This window comes from Microcoleus vaginatus HSN003, from assembly GCF_022701255.1.
GTDB lineage: Bacteria > Cyanobacteriota > Cyanobacteriia > Cyanobacteriales > Microcoleaceae > Microcoleus > Microcoleus vaginatus_B.
Window position 1 is genome coordinate 1,095,082 of the sequence record NZ_CP031705.1, and the last position, 17,888, is coordinate 1,112,969.

General features: G+C 45.6%; 17 protein-coding genes and 1 tRNA gene. 11 read left to right on the forward strand and 7 right to left on the reverse strand.

The window, feature by feature from the left end; genetic code table 11:
* Positions 1-176 precede the first annotated feature (176 nt).
* The 3 genes from D0A37_RS04565 (at position 177) to D0A37_RS04575 (ending at position 2,111) form a co-directional block, all read left to right on the forward strand.
* Positions 177-1,076 (forward strand): class I SAM-dependent methyltransferase, encoded by a 900-nt coding sequence (locus D0A37_RS04565; protein ID WP_242721654.1) that lies wholly within the window; start codon positions 177-179, stop codon positions 1,074-1,076.
* 113 nt (positions 1,077-1,189) lie between these two features.
* Entirely contained in the window at positions 1,190-1,918 is a 729-nt protein-coding gene (locus D0A37_RS04570; protein WP_242721657.1) for an HAD family hydrolase, read from the forward strand.
* Positions 1,919-2,038: 120 nt separating this feature from the next.
* Positions 2,039-2,111 (forward strand) — tRNA-Ala (locus D0A37_RS04575).
* A gap of 68 nt (positions 2,112-2,179) precedes the next feature.
* On the opposite strand, the gene D0A37_RS04580 is transcribed toward D0A37_RS04575, so the two are convergent.
* The 3 genes from D0A37_RS04580 to D0A37_RS29300 all read right to left on the reverse strand — a co-directional run bounded on the left by D0A37_RS04580 (position 2,180) and on the right by D0A37_RS29300 (position 5,642).
* Entirely contained in the window at positions 2,180-4,087 is a 1,908-nt protein-coding gene (locus D0A37_RS04580) for a sensor histidine kinase (protein ID WP_242721660.1), read from the reverse strand.
* A gap of 148 nt (positions 4,088-4,235) precedes the next feature.
* Positions 4,236-5,126, reverse strand: a complete 891-nt coding sequence (locus D0A37_RS04585; protein WP_242721664.1) for a phosphate/phosphite/phosphonate ABC transporter substrate-binding protein — start codon at positions 5,124-5,126, stop codon at positions 4,236-4,238.
* A gap of 255 nt (positions 5,127-5,381) precedes the next feature.
* On the reverse strand, positions 5,382-5,642 hold the full coding sequence (locus D0A37_RS29300; RefSeq protein WP_445242535.1) for a 7-cyano-7-deazaguanine synthase: 261 nt from the start codon (positions 5,640-5,642) through the stop codon (positions 5,382-5,384).
* Here D0A37_RS29300 and D0A37_RS29305 point away from each other — a divergent pair.
* From D0A37_RS29305 to urtE, 8 genes are all read left to right on the forward strand, one after another.
* Entirely contained in the window at positions 5,575-5,730 is a 156-nt protein-coding gene (locus D0A37_RS29305; protein WP_445242479.1) for a hypothetical protein, read from the forward strand. The two genes, D0A37_RS29300 and D0A37_RS29305, sit on opposite strands and share 68 nt — an antisense overlap.
* Before the next feature lie 572 nt (positions 5,731-6,302).
* The gene (gene urtA / locus D0A37_RS04595; protein ID WP_242721667.1) at positions 6,303-7,622 is read left to right on the forward strand and encodes an urea ABC transporter substrate-binding protein; all 1,320 of its coding nucleotides are present in this window, start codon (positions 6,303-6,305) and stop codon (positions 7,620-7,622) included.
* A gap of 19 nt (positions 7,623-7,641) precedes the next feature.
* Positions 7,642-7,779: a hypothetical protein gene (locus tag D0A37_RS04600; RefSeq protein WP_242721670.1), complete on the forward strand. Its 138-nt coding sequence runs from the start codon at positions 7,642-7,644 to the stop codon at positions 7,777-7,779.
* Positions 7,780-8,044: 265 nt separating this feature from the next.
* Positions 8,045-9,199, forward strand: a complete 1,155-nt coding sequence (locus D0A37_RS04605; RefSeq protein ID WP_242721673.1) for an ABC transporter permease subunit — start codon at positions 8,045-8,047, stop codon at positions 9,197-9,199.
* Positions 9,200-9,226: 27 nt separating this feature from the next.
* Positions 9,227-10,369, forward strand: a complete 1,143-nt coding sequence (urtC, locus tag D0A37_RS04610) for an urea ABC transporter permease subunit UrtC (protein ID WP_242721676.1) — start codon at positions 9,227-9,229, stop codon at positions 10,367-10,369.
* 186 nt (positions 10,370-10,555) lie between these two features.
* On the forward strand, positions 10,556-11,275 hold the full coding sequence (locus D0A37_RS04615) for a TIGR00266 family protein (RefSeq protein ID WP_242721679.1): 720 nt from the start codon (positions 10,556-10,558) through the stop codon (positions 11,273-11,275).
* A 185-nt stretch (positions 11,276-11,460) separates the two neighbouring features.
* Positions 11,461-12,207, forward strand: a complete 747-nt coding sequence (gene urtD / locus D0A37_RS04620; protein ID WP_242721682.1) for an urea ABC transporter ATP-binding protein UrtD — start codon at positions 11,461-11,463, stop codon at positions 12,205-12,207.
* Positions 12,208-12,316: 109 nt separating this feature from the next.
* Complete coding sequence (urtE, locus tag D0A37_RS04625) at positions 12,317-13,015, forward strand: urea ABC transporter ATP-binding subunit UrtE (RefSeq protein ID WP_242721685.1); 699 nt, start codon at positions 12,317-12,319, stop codon at positions 13,013-13,015.
* A gap of 241 nt (positions 13,016-13,256) precedes the next feature.
* Here the strand turns inward: urtE and D0A37_RS04630 are convergent, their stop codons facing one another.
* The 4 genes from D0A37_RS04630 to D0A37_RS04645 form a co-directional block, all read right to left on the reverse strand.
* Positions 13,257-14,030, reverse strand: coding sequence for a pentapeptide repeat-containing protein (locus D0A37_RS04630; protein WP_242721688.1), 774 nt, complete (start codon positions 14,028-14,030; stop codon positions 13,257-13,259).
* Between the two features lie 66 nt (positions 14,031-14,096).
* A complete protein-coding gene (locus D0A37_RS04635) occupies positions 14,097-14,573 on the reverse strand; it encodes a chemotaxis protein CheW (protein WP_242721691.1) in 477 nt (158 codons plus the stop codon).
* A gap of 259 nt (positions 14,574-14,832) precedes the next feature.
* Positions 14,833-16,710 carry a hybrid sensor histidine kinase/response regulator gene (locus D0A37_RS04640; RefSeq protein ID WP_242725357.1) on the reverse strand — a complete coding sequence of 626 codons (1,878 nt, stop codon included), beginning with the start codon at positions 16,708-16,710 and terminating at the stop codon, positions 14,833-14,835.
* A 23-nt stretch (positions 16,711-16,733) separates the two neighbouring features.
* Complete coding sequence (locus D0A37_RS04645; RefSeq protein ID WP_242721694.1) at positions 16,734-17,729, reverse strand: Hpt domain-containing protein; 996 nt, start codon at positions 17,727-17,729, stop codon at positions 16,734-16,736.
* Positions 17,730-17,888 lie beyond the last annotated feature (159 nt).

The following is a 17,888-nucleotide window of genomic DNA, read 5'->3' on the forward strand; positions in this document are numbered from 1 at the left end:
GCAATATTTTTGGAAACTGGTATCAGGAGGAAGTGGGAATGGAAGCCCACGGAGTTTTTAACCGAGGTAAGCGATAGAGGTTCGAGGGAAGATGTTGGAGGGGACAAAAAGTTTTAATTAATGCTAAGTTGACTGGCCTTGGCTAAAATGAGAAGAGTTTTTGTTAAAGGTGTTTTATGGCTGTTGGCAAGGATACAATTTTCGAGCGCTTTTTGTCGCCCCTGATTCGACTGGCGATCGACGAACAAGCACTCAAACGCCTCTACGAAGGTATCGATTGGGAAACAGCGGGCGATCGCTACCGACAACCGGACTTAGTTTATCCCGAATATTACAGCAGCCAAAACTTTCATGGCATTAAACGCGGCTACCTCAACCCCGGTGCCGCGGTTTCCTACGATCCAATCACGCAATATGTTTTGCCTCCCCACGAAACAGTCGTCAGACAAGGCTTAATTGACGCTGTACGGGTAAAACCGCGCCGAATTATCGATTTGGGATGCGGCACTGGTTCGACAACGCTCATGCTCAAGCAAGCCTTTCCCGAAGCGGAAGTTGTGGGCTTGGACTTGTCGCCTTATATGCTGGTAGTTGCCGAAATGAAAGCGCAAAAAGCAGGCTTAAATATCCAGTGGTTGCACGGAAATGCCGAAAGCGTTGCCTTTCCCGATGCTAGCTTCGATTTAGTCGCAGCTTCCTTGCTGTTTCACGAGACGCCGCCTGCTGTATCGCGGGCAATTTTGCGAGAAAGCTTCCGACTGCTGAAGGTTGGGGGACAAGTGGCAATTTTGGACGGAAATCAAAAAACTTTGCGCCAGACAGAGTGGCTGACTGATATCTTTGAGGAGCCTTATATTAAGTCTTACGCCGCCGGTAGCCTCGATGCTTGGGCGGGGGCGGCTGGATTCGCGGCGGTGCAAACTCACGAACACTGGTGGGTGAATCAGGTGACGCAGGGGGTGAAACCTTTGCCGGGGGAAGATTTGGAACAGATGCGAGTGGCAAGGGGGTGGAATTTGGGCGATCGAACTCCTGATTTTGATGGCGATTTACCAGGCATTCCAGCTCCTGCTTGATCTATTAACTGTTGATTGTTGACGGTTGACTGTTGACTGTTGACTGTTGACTGACTAATGACTAATGACTAATGACTAATGACTAATGACTCATGACTAATGACTCATGACTAATGACTCTAAAAGCAGTTTTATTTGATTTTAATGGCGTGATTGTTAATGACGAGCCACTTCACGAGAAAATAATCGATCAATTGATGCTCGATGAAAATCTCCAGCTCAAACGTGGGGAGTTTCGAGAAGTTTGTTTGGGAAGGAGCGATCGCGCTTGCATTACCGCACTGCTGGAGCGCCGAGGACGATATCTAACAGAAACATATCTCGATCGGCTGCTGCGGCACAAGGCCCAAGCTTACAAAGCCCAAATAGATACTTTGGAGAAACTGCCGATTTATCCGGGTTTGGCAGAATTTATTGACAAAATTCGGGTCGCTGGACTGAAAATGGCCGTAGTTAGCGGGGCAATGCGATCGGAGATAGAATTGGTGTTAGATCGGGCCGGTTTGGCAGCAAACTTTGAGTTCATTGTCGCAGGCGACGACTTGACGGCGAGCAAACCAGCACCCGACGGCTATCTATTGGCTGTGGAACTTCTCAACCAGAAATATCCCGACTTTAACCTGCAACCGATCGAGTGTTTGGCCGTGGAAGATACTTTTGCGGGGATTGAAGCGGCGAAAAAAGCGGGGATTCAGGTAGCGGGTGTGACTCACACTTACCCGTTTCACATGATCCAGCGCCAAGCTAATTGGACGGTGGACTATTTTGCGGATGTAGAGTTGGACAGAGTGGCGCAAGTTTGCTCGATCGCTCCCACTGAGTCGCCTGCGGAAAAAACTTGACCTTTTTAGCAGTTACGTGCTAGTGTAGGTGACGGTCTGCGAACGTGAGAGCAAGCAAGACCTGTAAGCCTTTTAGATTCGGCAATCCCGCATCTAAAATGCTAAATTAAAACTTAATCAGGGGAATTAGCTCAGTTGGTAGAGCGCTGCGATCGCACCGCAGAGGCCAGCGGTTCGAGTCCGCTATTCTCCATAGGTCAAATAACAAATTATGTGTCATCGTTACCACATTAATGTGGTCATAATAAACAATATCTAGCTTCAAGTTTGAGAGGAGGCAGGAAGTGTGATCGCAAACTCTGCTCCCCCTCCCAAAGATGAAATTACCTCTATTTTCCCCCGATGTTTTTCCACAATCTGGTAGCAAATCGCCAGACCAATACCAGTGCCCTTTCCTGGTGCTTTAGTTGTAAAAAATGGGTCAAATAGCTTGTTTTGGATTGCGAGTGAAATGCCCGGGCCGTTATCGCTAATTCGCACCCGAATTTGGCTACTGTCTAACTTTTGCGTCTGAATTAAAATCTGAGGAATTTTACTTTTTTTAGAGTTATCCCCTGACTCTTCGAGTGCATCTATCGCATTTACTATAATATTCATAAATACTTGATTTAGCTGCGCTGGATAACACTCTATTTCTGGCAATTCTCCATAGTTTTTGATAACTTCAATTCCCTGCTTGAGGCGACTGCTCAAAATCAATAGTGTATTGTCAATGCCTTCATGGATATCAACTAATTTCATTTGAGCTTCATCTAACCGAGAGAAGTTTCGCAAAGACAAAACTATTTGCCGGATGCGTTCTGAACCTATTTTCATAGATTCAAGCAGTTTTAGTAAATCCTCTGTGATAAAGTCTAGTTCGATCTCGGCGATTTCTTCTGCGATCGCCTCTGTGGGTTGCGGGTATTCCTGCTGATAGAGACGAATTAACTTTAGCAAATCTATAATATACTGGTGGGCGTATTCTAGGTTGCCGTGAATAAAGTTAACCGGGTTGTTTATTTCATGGGCTACCCCTGCCACCATCTGCCCTAAACTGGACATTTTTTCGGTTTGAATTAACTGGGTTTGGGTGTGCTTAAGTTGGTAAAGTGCTGCTGTAAGTTCTTCGGTTCTTTCTTCTACTCGCTCTTCCAAAGTTTGGCGAGCCAGCTCTAATTCATGGGTGTATTCTGCTACCCATTGAACTAATTGATTAATGGATTTTGCTAAGGTTCCTACGTCATCTTCTGTAGTGACAGGTACTTGCAAATCAAAATTTGCTTGTTGAGTAATAGTTTTAGCAACCCTGGTTACCGCTTGGAGAGGAAGGGCGATCGCGCGGCTGGTACAGATGGCTAGAAAAATAGCGATCGCGACTGACACTAACATACTCACTACGATGATTTGCACTCGCAAGTCCTCAGCTTTATTAAAATTAATGTAAGCTTCTCTCTGCTGTGCCTTAGCTACTTGTGTCATCAAGCTCAAACTCTCTGACAGCCGCTCAAACTTCACATCGAGCTTAACTGCTTTATTCCCTCTAATTAAATCCAATACTTGCTGCTGTGCATCTTTAACTTCCGCTGGTTTTAGTGAGGAGGTATCTAGTTGTTGCCAAAAAGATTTGAGCAATTGAGAATACGAATCTGTCGCAGTCGTGTAACCGTTTAACAGTTCCTTTAATTCAGCAGAATTTACTGCTAGTTCTGTGGAATGTTCTTCCGTAAAAAAAGCTAGTTCTGCAATATTTGTGTTGACTACATCCACATCTTTCAAGAACTTAGCAGTTTCATATTCAAACCAGATTGAATCTCCCAAAACAGAGATTAAGCGTTTGGGATGTGACTGCACTGTCTGCACGGAATATTCTAAATCCCTGAGCAAATGTTGTTGCTCATCAGCGAAGGTTAGAGCTTGGAAAGCTTGCTTTTGATAATAGTCTCCAAAGAGCATTCCCCCTGTGGTTCCTAGTACGGCTATTCCAATTGCTAGCGAGTAGCCATAAGTAATTTTTTTGGCAATGCTTAAGCGAGAAATTAAGCGGTTAATGGCAGTCAAGGGAGTTTTTCGGATATAATTTTTGATGTCGCGATCGCCTGCCGTGACAGCGGCTTTATTTTTCCGTCTATTTAGGGTAAGATTGTGGAATTTTACGGCCCCATTTTCTCCCTGTTCAAATTTTTGCATATTGGCAACCTGAGCTAAATTTTAACAAATTTATTAGTAAATGCACATAAATAAAGTCTCTTATTCCTGGTAGAACCAATATTCCCTAGATTTTATGGATTAAGAGCTAAATCCCTACTACAAAGTCGGCATTAGATAAAATTTAACCTTAAAAAACATTCCCCTGACCAATGGCTTTATAAACTTCGCGAATCATGTTATAATCACTGTCCCGTACTGGCACCAGTTTAGCTCCTTTATAGGCATTTACATTGCTGACCAAAAGGGCTTCAATCAGTTTATCTTCATTTTTTTCCAGGCGCTCGCGCATTTTTTCAACAAGGGTATTAGGCAGATTGCTACTAGCAACAAATAGGTCATTAGGCAAGGGTTGCCCTGTTGCAATTAGCCGCCACTCACCAGTGTCTGATAAACCCTCGCTATTGAGCAAGTCTTCGTATCTTCTAGTGCCTAATCCTAAGGCATCAACTTCACCATTTTTGAGAGCTTGTAAACCATTTTTACCCAACATTGAGATTTTGATGTCAGTTTGGGGATTTAATCCAGCGTCGAGTAGAATTTTAGTAGGCCCTAAATGACCGCTGGTGGAACCTGCTTCCCACATAGCTATTTTTTTACCTTTCAACTGTGCTGCTGACTTAATCTCGCTATTAGCACGAACAAGAATAAGCGAGTGATAGTTGGGGCGGGTGATGGCAATGATGGGAACAGCATTTGTCCGCGCCCGCATAATCACATATTCAGATGGCCCTGTTAGAGCTAATTTTAGCTGACCGGACTGGAGAGCTACGGCTGCTGCTATATAGTTATCTACTGGGAACAATTCAATTTTTTTCTCCAAAACTTCCCCAAGAACAGTCCGAAATGCTTGATAATTTTGCTGCAAATCTTCTGCTCCCTGAATATCAGTTACGGCAAATTCAAGGGTTTCTGGTTCACTGACGCCCAAATTAGAAAAACTGCGATTAGATTGATTTACTGTTGTAGAACAGCTTGCTACAAACAATAGGGAGAATCCAACAAAATGCCGCCTCTTCATAATTTTTAGGAATTTTAGTGGCAGTTAAAAATTTCATAACTATTATAAGCTATTTGGAATAAGCTTTGATTAAAAGAGATTATCCATTGGTTAAACTTCTCTGCGGAAAAGTCTTTAAGAAAATTTTTATCGACCGGTGTTCGGGTTAGTAGCGTAAGGCAGCGGATATTGTAAACCTAACTCCTTAAACGCTGCCCGTGGTAAGTGACAGGAATCGCAAACGCCACAAGCAACCTCACCGTCGGTGTCACAAGACTAAGTTTTTTCCGAAGGCACTCTCCAATTATTACCTAATTTAATGATTTCTGTCTTGTTTAGCTCAATCAGCGGTGTTGAGATAGAAATTGCTTCGCCTTCTCTTCCTTGTCTTGTCCCTAGCCGCAATACTTCTTGTATGGCTTGAATATAATCGGGGCGACAGTCTCGATAGCGGGAATAGTCTAAAGCGTTGACACAAATGCAAATGCGATCGGGGTTGAGAGTTGCAGCCTTGGCGACGCCAAAACTTAGGAGAATTCTACGGCGGGAGGTAGGTTATCGGGATGCTTTCGGAGATTTGATCGAGGGTGCTCGCGCCAAAAAGCGTCTGGCTTTCCTGCAATGACTTTGAAGGGAGCGATCGCCTTAACGGAGCTCGATCGAGTACAATCTCTTATTACCAGCACACCTGAAAAGGAGTTTGATTCTCTAATCAACATTTTAAGCTGTTTTTTCAAACAATCAAGCTTAATTTGTTAGACGCTGCCGTAATTTTTGCAAGTCTCGTTTTTTAAGAAGCGACACAGAAGTTGTCCAAAGTTTAAATAGCGACAACGAGCCTGTTCAAGTGACTGCTGTAATTTCGGTGTGAGAAAAGCTGCTCTAATCCTTATAGAGCAAGGACTTCAGCTCAGCGTAGTCAGACGACATTAATTTGTTAAAGCGACAAATAATTTGTTATTCGACAATCCGGGTGATTTACACAAGTGCGATCGTACTCAAAGCGCAGTGCGATCGCCACCATTTTGAGAGACTGTACTGTAAATTGTTAAAAATTATCCTTAAACATTAATTTACTTAATAATAAATTTTGTATCCAAAAATACAACTATCTTATTAAGGGAGTCTTAATATCAAGTCGCTATGTGTTATTATTCTCAATCATCTGACTCATCTATTCAAGAGTAACCAGAAAAAATGACAAAGCGATTCGATCGGCGGAAATTTCTTTTATACAGTTCTGCTACCCTCACATCAAGTTTATTTCTCAAAGCTTGTAGAACTCCCACTCCAACAGCAACTCCAGCAGCTTCTCCCACAGCAACAGGAACTACACCAGCCGCAGCCGGGGGCGGAAACACGATCAAAGTAGGAATTTTGCATTCCTTGAGCGGCACGATGTCAATCAGCGAAAAAAGCGTTGTCGATGCCGAACAATTAGCGATCGAAGAAATCAATAAAGCTGGTGGCGTCCTCGGAAGACAAATCGAAGCAGTAATAGAAGATGGCAACTCGGACTGGCCGACTTTTGCCGAAAAAGCCAAAAAATTGATCGATCAAGATAAAGTTGTCGCCGTCTTCGGCTGCTGGACATCCGCCAGTCGCAAAGCAGTATTGCCGGTATTTGAAGAAAAAAATCATATGCTCTGGTATCCCGTACAATACGAGGGTCAAGAGTGTTCCAAAAATATCTTTTATACCGGGGCGGCACCGAACCAACAAATCGAACCAGCAGTTGACTGGCTGCTAGAAAATAAAGGAAAAAGATTCTTCTTAGTCGGGTCTGACTACGTTTTCCCCCGGACGGCAAATACCATTATCAAGGCACAGCTAGCAGCCAAAGGCGGCGAAGTAGTTGGAGAAGATTACATTCCTTTGGGCGGTACAGAAGTCACGCCAATTATTACTAAAATTAAGGCAGCGTTGCCAGACGGGGGCGTCATTTTCAATTCCCTCAACGGCGACAGCAACGTAGCATTTTTCAAACAGTTGCAGGGTGCAGGTTTGGGGCCGGACAGGTATCCGTCAATGTCTGTCAGTATTGCAGAAGAAGAAGTAAAGGCGATCGGCGTAGAATATCTTAAAGGCCATTACGCCGCCTGGAATTACTTCATGACTGTGGATTCTCCGGCTAATACAAAGTTTGTGGAAGCTTTCAAGGCAAAATACGGCAACGATAGAGTCACTAACGACCCGATGGAAGCAGCTTATATCATGGTTTACCTGTGGAAGCAAGCCGTCGAAAAAGCAGGGACAGCCGACGATTTGGAAAAAGTGCGGGCAGCAGCTTTGGGTCAAACCTTTGACGCCCCAGGGGGAACAGTAACGATGGATGTTAACCATCACCTTTCTAAATTTGTGCGGTTGGGCGAAGTGAGAGAAGACGGTTTGTTTAACATCGCTTTTGCTACACCAGCAGCAGTGAAGCCGGTGCCTTGGAATCAGTTTGTCGCTGAAACAAAAGGCTTGGCTTGCGATTGGTCAGACCCCGCAAAAGGTGGAAAATTCAAAGCTTGATAAGTAGGTAATACCAATTTTGTTAACGTTAACAAGGGAGCATCTCACTTTTGCAGCCAAGCTAGAAAGTGGAGTTAGGAGTCAGGAGTCAGGAGCCAGGAGAAAAGAGGAAGAAGTAAGAAGGAAGGAGCCAGAAGAAGTGTTTTTACAAATATGAGATGCTCCCGTTAACAACGTATCTTTTATCCCCCCTTAATAAGGGGGGACAAGAGCGTTATTGCGTCACCCCCTACTCCCTTAATAAGGGGGAACGGGAGTCTTCAAAGTCCCCCTTATTAAGGGGGATTTGGGGGAATCTAAATACTGAATATAAGCATTTTTTATAGAAAAGTTGACGCTTAAGTTGACACCAATGGGGTAAAATCTGCCCCTAATTATCGGCGAACAAAGTTAACCGACTTAATGCAGGAGTAACAACAACAGTGGCGATATTAGACGGTTTATTTAATGGCATTAGCATCGGCGCTGTTTTACTAATTGCTGCCCTGGGATTAGCGATTATTTTCGGGCTGATGGGCGTGATTAATATGGCTCATGGCGAGTTGATGATGCTGGGGGCTTATACAACTTTCGTGGTGCAAAATGTCTTCAAAGGTATGGGAGGATTCGCTTTTGAAACCTATATTTTATTTGCGATTCCCCTAGCTTTTTTAGTAGCTGCATTGGTAGGATTAATTCTCGAACGCGGAGTGATTCGCTATCTTTACGGGCGGCCGCTAGAAACTCTGCTGGCAACTTGGGGCGTAAGTTTAATTTTGCAGCAGTTTGTCCGCAGCGTTAGTTGGGTGCTGGTAATTGGGCTTGCGGTGTTTTGTTTGCTGTTTTTTGGGGGTTTGCGGGTGCTGAAATCTCGCCTGGATTTCGATCGCATTCGTAGCAAAATTATCGCCCTCCTTTTGCCTTTATCTTTGGGTATTTCCTGGGCGGTGAGCGCCTTTTTAGGACAAACTTACAAATTGGCAGTAACTCAACCTTGGTTTGGCGCTCAAAATGTGGACGTAACGGCACCGACATGGTTGCGGGGTGGCATACCGCTGGGCAATTTTCAATTGCCCTATGCCCGAATTTTTATTATTGTGCTGACCGGAATTTGTTTGGCGGGAATTTACCTATTTTTGCAGCGTTCTGTGTGGGGACTTCGCATTCGCGCTGTGACGCAAAATCGCAGCATGAGTGCGTGTTTGGGAATTCCTACCGAACAAGTAGACGCGCTGACTTTTGCTTTGGGTTCAGGGTTGGCCGGTGTCGCTGGGTGCGCGATTAGTTTGATCGGTTCGGTAGGGTCAAACACGGGACAAAATTATATAGTCGATACCTTTATGGTGGTGGTTGTGGGCGGTGTAGGCAAGATTGTGGGGAGTGTAGTTGCTGCGATCGCGATCGGCACTGCCAATTACCTGATTGGTTCGGGAACATTAGCAATAATGTTCGCTCCTGTCAAGCCTTTAGCCGACTTCTTCACATTTTTCGCCACAACCAGTATGGCAAAAGTAATGGTATTCGCTTTAATTATGGCTTTTCTGCAAGTGAAGCCGGGAGGGATTTTCCCGCAAAAAGGACGGACTGTAGAAAATTAAAAATTACAACTGCGAGTGTAGCGAAAAATGCAGAACAAACATCAAAAACCCTGGCTAAAAGAAGCGGTAATTGTCAGCGCGATCGCCCTCACATTCATATTGCTGATCCCAGGAATACTCCCCGACGTTCGGCTCAATCAATTGGGGCGATTTTTAGCACTAGCAATTGCCGCCCTCGGCATAGACTTGATTTGGGGATACACGGGTTTGCTTAGTTTAGGGCATGGGGTGTTTTTTGCGATCGGTGGCTACGCCTTAGCCATGCACCTAAAACTGCAAATTCCCCCAACCGCCAGCAGTCAATTGCCAGAATTTATGAACCTCTACGGCGTTACCGAACTCCCCTGGTTTTGGCAACCATTTTATTCATTTCCCTTCTCAGCATTAGCAGTAGTTCTCATCCCCGCCATCTTGGGCGCACTTTTAGGTTATTTAGTATTCCGCAATCGAATTCGAGGCGTTTACTTTTCAATTCTCACCCAAGCAGCAACCATTGTATTTTTCAACTTCTTTAACGGTCAGCAAAAACTGATTAACGGCACCAACGGACTCACCGACTTTAAAACCCTGTTCGGAGCCCCAGTCAATGACCGAGATACTCAATATATTTTCTACATTCTCACCATCTTATTTTTAGCAGCAACTTATGCCCTCTGCCGCTGGTTGACCAGCGGGCGTTTCGGTCGGCTGCTAGTAGCAATTCGCGACGACGAAGTGCGGCTGCGTTTCTCAGGTTATAATCCCACAGGCTACAAAGTTTTAGTCTTTGCAATTTCCGCCGGTTTAGCCGGGATTGCAGGCGCATTATTTACAGTACAAACCGGAATTATTTCGCCAAAAGCAATGGATATTGCCTTTTCCATTGAAATGGTAATCTGGGTTGCAGTGGGAGGTCGCGCCACATTATCGGGAGCAATATTGGGAACACTGCTAGTCAACTTTGGCAAGAGTTTCTTGAGCGAACAATTCCCCGAAGTTTGGCTGTTTTTCCAAGGTGCGCTATTCCTAATAGTAGTCACAGTGCTACCCGACGGCTTAGTCGGATGGCTGCAACATCAAGGTTTCGGCCAAATCCGCACTCTGTTCAGAAGACCGAAGTACGCATCTACTTACCCCAGCCTGGAACAAGACCCCCAAGTGCAGCTCGAAAAAGAAGAACTTGAACTTTGAGTGCAAAAATATCGTGTAATTTATAAGTAGGTGGAAATAAATCAATTTCACTTGCAAGAGACAAACAAAGCAATCCCAATAGACTTGGGAAAAGCTGTGTTTCTCTCGGAGGAGACGCAATATATATGTCCACCTACTTAGATATCCCTAGCAAACAGCTTCGTTTTTGAACTTGAGGGGAAACATATGGCAGATATTATTGACTACAAAATTTACGGCGACGATTTGCAACTCATCGAAATTGAACTCGACCCCAGAGAAGGCGTCAGGGCTGAAGCTGGAACCATGACATACATGGAAGGCGACATCCAAATGCAAACATCCACAGGCGGTGGCTTATTTCAAGGTTTCAAACGGATGCTGACAGGAGAGGGTTTTTTCATTACCACCTTTGTCAACGCTGGAAATCGTAAGGCCCGCGTCGCTTTTGCCGCCCCCTATCCGGGTAAAGTAATTCCCCTAGATTTAGGCCAACTTGGCGGTAAATTTTTGTGTCAAAAAGACTCATTTCTCTGTGCGGCCAACGGCATTGACATTGAGGTAGCATTCACCAAGCGGCTGGGTGCCGGTTTCTTTGGCGGAGAAGGTTTTATTCTGCAAAAATTGCAGGGTGACGGGCTAGCTTTTGTTCATGCGGGAGGAACAATAGTTGAGAAAAATTTGGGAGTTGGCGAAGTGTTGCGAGTAGACACCGGGTGTTTAGTAGCTTTTGCAGCGAGTGTAGATTACGATATTCAGTTTGTTGGCGGGTTTAAAAATGCTTTATTTGGAGGTGAAGGCTTGTTTTTGGCAAAGATGACTGGGCCGGGAAAAGTATATGTGCAAAGTTTGCCACTCTCGAAGTTAGCTGAACGGATTTTAGCTGCTCCACCTCCTATTCCGAGCAGTTCTAGCAGTTTTAGTTGAGAGTAAAATAACCATTTATGTGCTTGTGTAGGGTGCGTCAACCAGCAGATTTTCCGGCTTACCCAGAGACTGTTAACTGACGCACCTTCTCAGAGAAAATCAGCGCTGTCAGGTGCGTCAGCCAGCAGATTTTCCGGCTTACCCAGAGACTGTTAACTGACGCACCCTACCTGGAAAAATCAGCTATGAATGGCAAAGTATTAGAAATAGAAAACTTGACTGTTAGTTTTGATGGTTTTAAAGCCATTAACGGTTTAAATTTCAGCATGGATGCGGGCGAACTGCGAGTTATCATTGGCCCCAACGGTGCCGGGAAAACCACTTTTCTCGATTCGATTACCGGGAAGGTGCAGCCGACAGAGGGCAGGGTGTTATTTAAGGGACAGAATTTACGCAAGTTGTCGGAAGATAGGATTTCGCGCTTGGGAATTGGCCGCAAGTTTCAGACGCCGCGAGTTTACTTGAATTTAACGCCACGCGAAAATTTGGAATTGTCTTGCAGCCGCCATAAAAATGTTTTTTCTACTTTGTTTAAGCCTGCTTCTGCTGCGGAAAAACGCACGGTTTCCGGTTTGTTAGAAACAATTGGTTTAGTTGCTAAGGCTGATATTTCGGCTGGTTTGCTTTCTCACGGGGAAAAGCAATGGTTGGAAATTGGAATGTTGGTGGCTCAATCTCCTGATTTGTTGTTGGTAGATGAACCTGTGGCGGGTTTGACGGATGAGGAAACGGTGTTAACTGGAGAGTTGCTGATTTCGTTGGCGGAAAGTCATTCGGTGTTGGTAATTGAACACGATATGGAGTTTGTGCGGCAAATTGCGCGGCAGGTTACGGTGTTGCATCAGGGTGCGGTTTTGTGTGAGGGGACTATGGATGAGGTGCAAAATGACGATCGGGTAATTGAGGTATATTTGGGAAAACCGGAAGACTAAGAAGTCATTAGTCATTAGTCATTAGTCATTGGTCAGTTAACTGTTTCCGATTACCAATTACCGATTACTGATTGCCAATTACCAATTATCCATTATCAATCTAAAGAATATGCTGCAAGTTTCTAATTTGAATGTTTATTACGGCGAAAGTCACATTTTGCGCGATGTGGATTTAAGCGTCAGGGCGGGGCAAATGGTTTGCTTAATCGGCCGCAATGGTGTGGGCAAAACTACTATGCTAAAAACCATTATGGGGTTGTTGCAACCGCGCAGTGGGACTATTGCTTTTGGCGGAGAATCTATTGCTTCTAAGTTGACTCACCAGCGGGCTAGATTAGGAATTGGTTATGTGCCTCAAGGACGTGAAATTATTCCACGTTTGACGGTAAAAGAAAATCTATTGTTAGGTTTGGAAGCGAAACCAACCAAAATCAAAAATCCTGAAGTTCCTGATGAAATTTTTGAGTTATTTCCGGTTTTGAAAACTATGCTCGATCGCCTGGGAGGTGATTTGAGCGGGGGACAGCAGCAGCAGTTAGCTATTGCTAGGGCTTTGATGGGTGAGCCGCAGTTGCTGGTTTTGGATGAACCTACGGAGGGGATTCAGCCGTCGATTATTTTAGATATTGAAGCTGCGGTGCGCCGTGTGGTTGCGACTAGGGGAATTTCTGTTTTGTTGGTGGAGCAACATTTGCATTTTGTGCGGCAAGCTGACTGGTATTATGCTATGCAAAAAGGCGGGATTGTGGCTTCGGGAAGCACTAGCGAATTAAGTGATGAGGTGATTCAGAGGTTTTTGGCTGTTTGATTCAGAAGGAAGAGGGAAGAAGGAAGAGGGAAGAGGGAAGAAGGAAGAGGGAAGAGGGAAGAGGGAAACGAGGAAACGAGGCAGAGCCTCTAGATATTTATTCCCAGGCCGAGCCTGGGAACAAGGAATCAAAAAACTTGTATTCAGTCCCCGTAGGCGGACAAAAGTTTGACAATAAGCGATCTCAATTCCCCAGGAAACGAGGCATTTTCCTTCTTCCTTCTTCCTTCCTTCTGCTATATTATTGATTTTTTCGGCCGTCGGGCATTGTGGTGCCGGCCATACTTGCTCGATCGATACTAGCGCCATCTATATTAGCATTGCGGAGGTTGGCATCGGAAAGATTGGCATCTCTCAAGTCGGAAAATCGCAGGTCTGCACCGTCGAGATTGGTCTTTGTCAAGTTAGCTTTTCTGAGGTTAGCGTTGCTGATTCTCGCTCCTACTAATTCGGCTCCGCTTAAGTTTGTGCGAGCTAGATTCGTGTTGACAAAATCTGATATCTCGAAGCGACTACCGCTGAGGTTGGCATCTGATAAATCTGCTCCTGTAAGGATGGGATTTTTTAAGTTAATGTTAACTAAGTTTACGGCTCGGAGGTCGCAGCGGGAGCAGCTTTGAGTTAGCAGCAGCGTTTCGACGTTGGTGTTGATTAGGTCGATTTGTTGCTGGGAGAAATTTTCGGCAAATTCTGGGGAGACGTAGCCGAGGTTTTTGGGGTCTTCTGCTTTTGGTTGGGGTGTTTGTATTGGGGGTGTTTGGATTTGTTGGGGTGTTTGGATGGGTTGGGGTGTTTGTGGTTGGGGCGTTTGTGGTTCGGGTGTTGGGATTGGTTGGGGGGTTGGGATTGGTTGGGGCGTTTGGAGGGGTTGGGGTGTTTGGAGGGGTTGGGGTGTTTGGATGGGTTGGGGTGTTTCTATTTGCCCGATCGCACTTAGTTGCAGCCCCACCTTCGGCAGTTCGAGAGTTCCTGCCAAAATTACTAGGGCGATCGACATGATTGTGAGTTTTTTCATAAATCAATAAGTTTTTGTTTGCAAAAATACCATATAAATGGTATAATACCTCGAAAAGTGAACACCCTACATTTCACTAAATAGATCAAAATTCAGATAAAAAACTTCGGAACCATCAGGTGCGCGAATTAACTTTTCTATTACCGGAGGCAGTTGCTGTTGACGGTACAATTCGGGAATCTCGCAGAAACTTTCTTCGGTAATTTCCAAAATTTTTGGCATATCAGGAAGGGGAATCCCCAACCGATCGCTTTTATTTAAGATACAAATAATCAGGTATTTGCACTCACTAATGTTCGGACTGCTGGGAAATATTTTGGATAAATTAATTATGGTAATCAGTTCTTCTTGGTGCCGCAATAAACTATTGCCGCTAGGTAAAGTACCGTAGGCATTAAAGTTTTTAACAATGCGCTCCACTCGTTCAATAGGAACAGCATAGTAAATATTTCCTAGTTCAAAGGAAACAAATTTTTTAGGGGCAATTCTAACAGTGGCTTGTTTGTTGCTGCGGAATCGGCGATTGTAATTAGCGTGAGTCATTCGATTTTAGATTTTAGATTTTAGATTTTAGATTTTAGATTATTTGATTGAATATTGAAGATTATTTGATTGAATATTGAAGATTATTTGATTTGAGATTAATGAATTATTTGATTGAAGATTGAAGATTGAAGATTATTTGATTTTAGTAGGTGCGTCGGCTGGGTAGCTTCCCCCTATAATTCGCGTACTCAATTACTTTTTGCCTAAGTTTTGTTTGAGAGTAGGGATTATTTGAGTGGAGATTTGAGATTTGGGATTAAATTATTGAGTGGTGGAGGAGTTTGGGAATGGCTTGTAAAAGTTGGGCTTCACTGTAAGGTTTGGTGAAGTATTGATTTGCGCCTAATTCCATTGCCATTTGCCGATGTTTTTCTCCGCTACGGGATGTCAGCATGGCTACGGGAATCTTAGCAAACCGCTCCGTCGATCTGATCGATCGCAACAATTCAAATCCATCCATCCGGGGCATTTCAATATCCACGATCGCCAAACTGCAATCAAGACCATTTTGCAACTTTTCCAGGGCATCCACACCGTCTTTAGCCTGTATCACCCGGTAGCGAGCACGAGTCAGCGTCAGAGACAGCAACTGGCGAATTGTATAGGAATCATCCACTACCAAAATCTGCGGTGACTGACTCGAACTCGGCGGTACCTCCTGCACTTTACCGGAGACAGCGCCGATCGAACTATTTACCCCAGGTTGACCCACCAAATCGTCCACATCCAGAATATTCACCACGCGCCCGTCCCCCAAAATAGTAGTCCCCAAAACGCCGCGAGGCTTGGATAGAGGCGGTGGCAAAGGTTTAACCACAATTTCCTGCTGACCGATCAGCCGTTCGACGGCCACCGCCAGCATTCCTTCGGTAGAAGCCAAAACCAGGACAGGAATTTCGTCTTGGGTCAAAGGATCAGGAGAGGGGGCATCCGGCCCGACGACGCTGTATTCGAGCAAATCTTGCATCCTCACCAAACGAATAAATTCCTCCCGCCACCACAGCATCGGCTGATTGCCGGCAATGTGAACTTCCGAGGCTTTAATGTGCAGAATTTCCTCGACTGCATCCAGTGGCACTGCTATTTTATTGTGATCTGTCTTCACCATCAACGCATCAGTAATCGACAGCAGCAGTGGCAGTTTAATGATAAAACTCGTACCTTTTCCGAGGCGAGAGTCTACCTTCACACTCCCCCGCACAGTCCGCAAATTTGTTCGCACCACGTCGAGCCCGACTCCCCGCCCCGAAAGGTCGCTGACGCCTTCTGTAGTGCTGAAACCCGGCCAAAACAGAAAATCGTAGAGTTCGGCAATGGAAAATTCTTGAGCTTGTTCCTCCGTAGCCAAACCCTTTGTGACAATTTTACGGCGAATCATTTCCGGGTCAATGCCTTTGCCGTCATCGGCGACAGTAATAATAGTTTGGCCGCCTTGGTGGCGGGCTTCTATTTCAATTTGACCGCTGGCCGGCTTGCCGCTTGCTTTCCGAACTTCGGGCATTTCGATGCCGTGGTCGAAAGCGTTTCTCACTAAGTGTATTAAGGGGTCGCGCAAAGCGTCGAGCAAACTTTCGTCAATTTTGGTATCTCTTCCCACTAGCAGCAGGTTGACATCTTTATCGTATGTGAGGCACATCTCCCGGAGCGCTCTGGGCAAGTGATCGACGGCGCGACTGAAACTCACGACTCGCAACTGCATGACGCGACTGCGTAGTTGTTCGGTAATGCGGCGCAGTTGGTCGGTACTGCGCTCGAATTTGATCGCTAAGGTGTCTAATTTGGTGGCGGATTGAGAAATTGCTTGGGCCGTTTCGATGACTTCTGTGGCTGTCGAGTGGAACTCTGTATAACGATCCATCTCTAAGATATCGAAATGAGCATGGACAGGAGAGGATTTGCCGTTAGCAATCATTGGGAATTCTGTTTCTGCTGCTGCAAGTTTTCCCAATCCAGAGTGGCCGTTTACCCCTCTCCACTCTGCAAAACTCAGTCTGTCGTATTCTTCTCGCAACTGACCGCCGAATTGGTTCAAATCTACGATACTGCGACGGATGCGCTTGACTTCGCCGCGCAGTTCGGATTCTTGAAGTTCTAAATTTGTACGGTTGATGACTAATTCGCCGACTAGATTCACCAATTCAGTTAAGCGTTCTAAGTCTACCCGGATTGTCGGCCTTTGCGGATTGGAGACTGGGGGAGAGGGGGAGATTTCGGGGAGAGTCGGGGAGGGAGAGGGAGAGGGGAGGAGAGTCGAGGAGGAAGAGGAGGAGATTTCCGGGGAAGTCGGGGAGTCGGGGAGTCGGGGGGAGTCGGGGGAAGTCGGGGAGTCGGGGAGTCGGGGGGAGTCGGGGGAGTCGGGGAGGGGGAGATTTCGGGGATGTCGATCGGCCTTCCTTCCAATATTTGTTGGCGTGCGGTTTGCAAGTTTTGGGCGATCGCCCAACCCTCGGATTGCAACCGTTGTAGAGTCAAGTCGGGAGAGTCGATCAAAGTGCTGAGGGCTGCGGCGACTTTCCCAAAATCCGGCAATAGCAGCATTCCAGCCAAACCGGAAAGTTGGTAGTAAACCTGGTTGAGGGCGGTGATGCTTTTTGCCAAATCTGCCTCGGAAGCTTGGGAAAGTTCGGTTTCTAAGCGATTGAAGAGTGGCGGCACTTCATGTTCAAAAATCAGTTTCAGGGTCTCCGGGGCGGGCGATTGGCTGGCTACGGGGACGGGCGACGGTTCTGACTTGCCGTACTTAGCCTGCAACTGAGCGAAAATTTGGGCGATTTCCTCCAAGTTGGCCGTTTGATCCGGAGTTGTGACATCGGAGTGTTGAACTGATTCGATCGTAATCTTTTTGAGAGCATCCACCCCCTGCAGCAAAACACTCACAGTAGTCGGTTCCAGAGCCGACAAGTCTGTGCGATCGCGCAAAATGACAAAACAGTCCTCCAGCGTGTGAGCCGCCACAGACACGTTTTGAAAGCCCAACATCGAACCCGCACCTTTAATCGAGTGAGCGGCCCGAAACATTTCTTTAACTGCCGCTTGTCGCTCTTTCAAACCCGCAGTTTCCATCGCCAGGAGGTTCGTCTCCATTAACTGGAGAAACTCTTCGCATTCTGCGGTAAAAGCATCTATTAATTCGTTTAAATCGTCATCATTCATATTAGTTTGTTGTCTGTTGACAGTTGTCTGTTGACAGTTGACTGTTAACTGTTGGCAGTTTTTTTATATATATGTCCCGTTATTTAACTGTAATTGTTGTCAGGGTGGATTCACGATTATCTATAAATTCGCATTCAGGATATTCGTCAACCCGCCCCG

Coding starts and splice junctions, on each gene's coding strand:
- D0A37_RS04565 (WP_242721654.1), top strand. CDS start 177: ATGGCTGTTGGCAAGGATACAATTTTCGAGCGCTTTTTGTCGCCCCTG.
- D0A37_RS04570 (WP_242721657.1), top strand. CDS start 1,190: ATGACTCTAAAAGCAGTTTTATTTGATTTTAATGGCGTGATTGTTAAT.
- D0A37_RS04580 (WP_242721660.1), bottom strand. CDS start 4,087: ATGCAAAAATTTGAACAGGGAGAAAATGGGGCCGTAAAATTCCACAAT.
- D0A37_RS04585 (WP_242721664.1), bottom strand. CDS start 5,126: ATGAAGAGGCGGCATTTTGTTGGATTCTCCCTATTGTTTGTAGCAAGC.
- urtA (WP_242721667.1), top strand. CDS start 6,303: ATGACAAAGCGATTCGATCGGCGGAAATTTCTTTTATACAGTTCTGCT.
- urtC (WP_242721676.1), top strand. CDS start 9,227: ATGCAGAACAAACATCAAAAACCCTGGCTAAAAGAAGCGGTAATTGTC.
- D0A37_RS04615 (WP_242721679.1), top strand. CDS start 10,556: ATGGCAGATATTATTGACTACAAAATTTACGGCGACGATTTGCAACTC.
- urtD (WP_242721682.1), top strand. CDS start 11,461: ATGAATGGCAAAGTATTAGAAATAGAAAACTTGACTGTTAGTTTTGAT.
- urtE (WP_242721685.1), top strand. CDS start 12,317: ATGCTGCAAGTTTCTAATTTGAATGTTTATTACGGCGAAAGTCACATT.
- D0A37_RS04630 (WP_242721688.1), bottom strand. CDS start 14,030: ATGAAAAAACTCACAATCATGTCGATCGCCCTAGTAATTTTGGCAGGA.
- D0A37_RS04635 (WP_242721691.1), bottom strand. CDS start 14,573: ATGACTCACGCTAATTACAATCGCCGATTCCGCAGCAACAAACAAGCC.
- D0A37_RS04645 (WP_242721694.1), bottom strand. CDS start 17,729: ATGAATGATGACGATTTAAACGAATTAATAGATGCTTTTACCGCAGAA.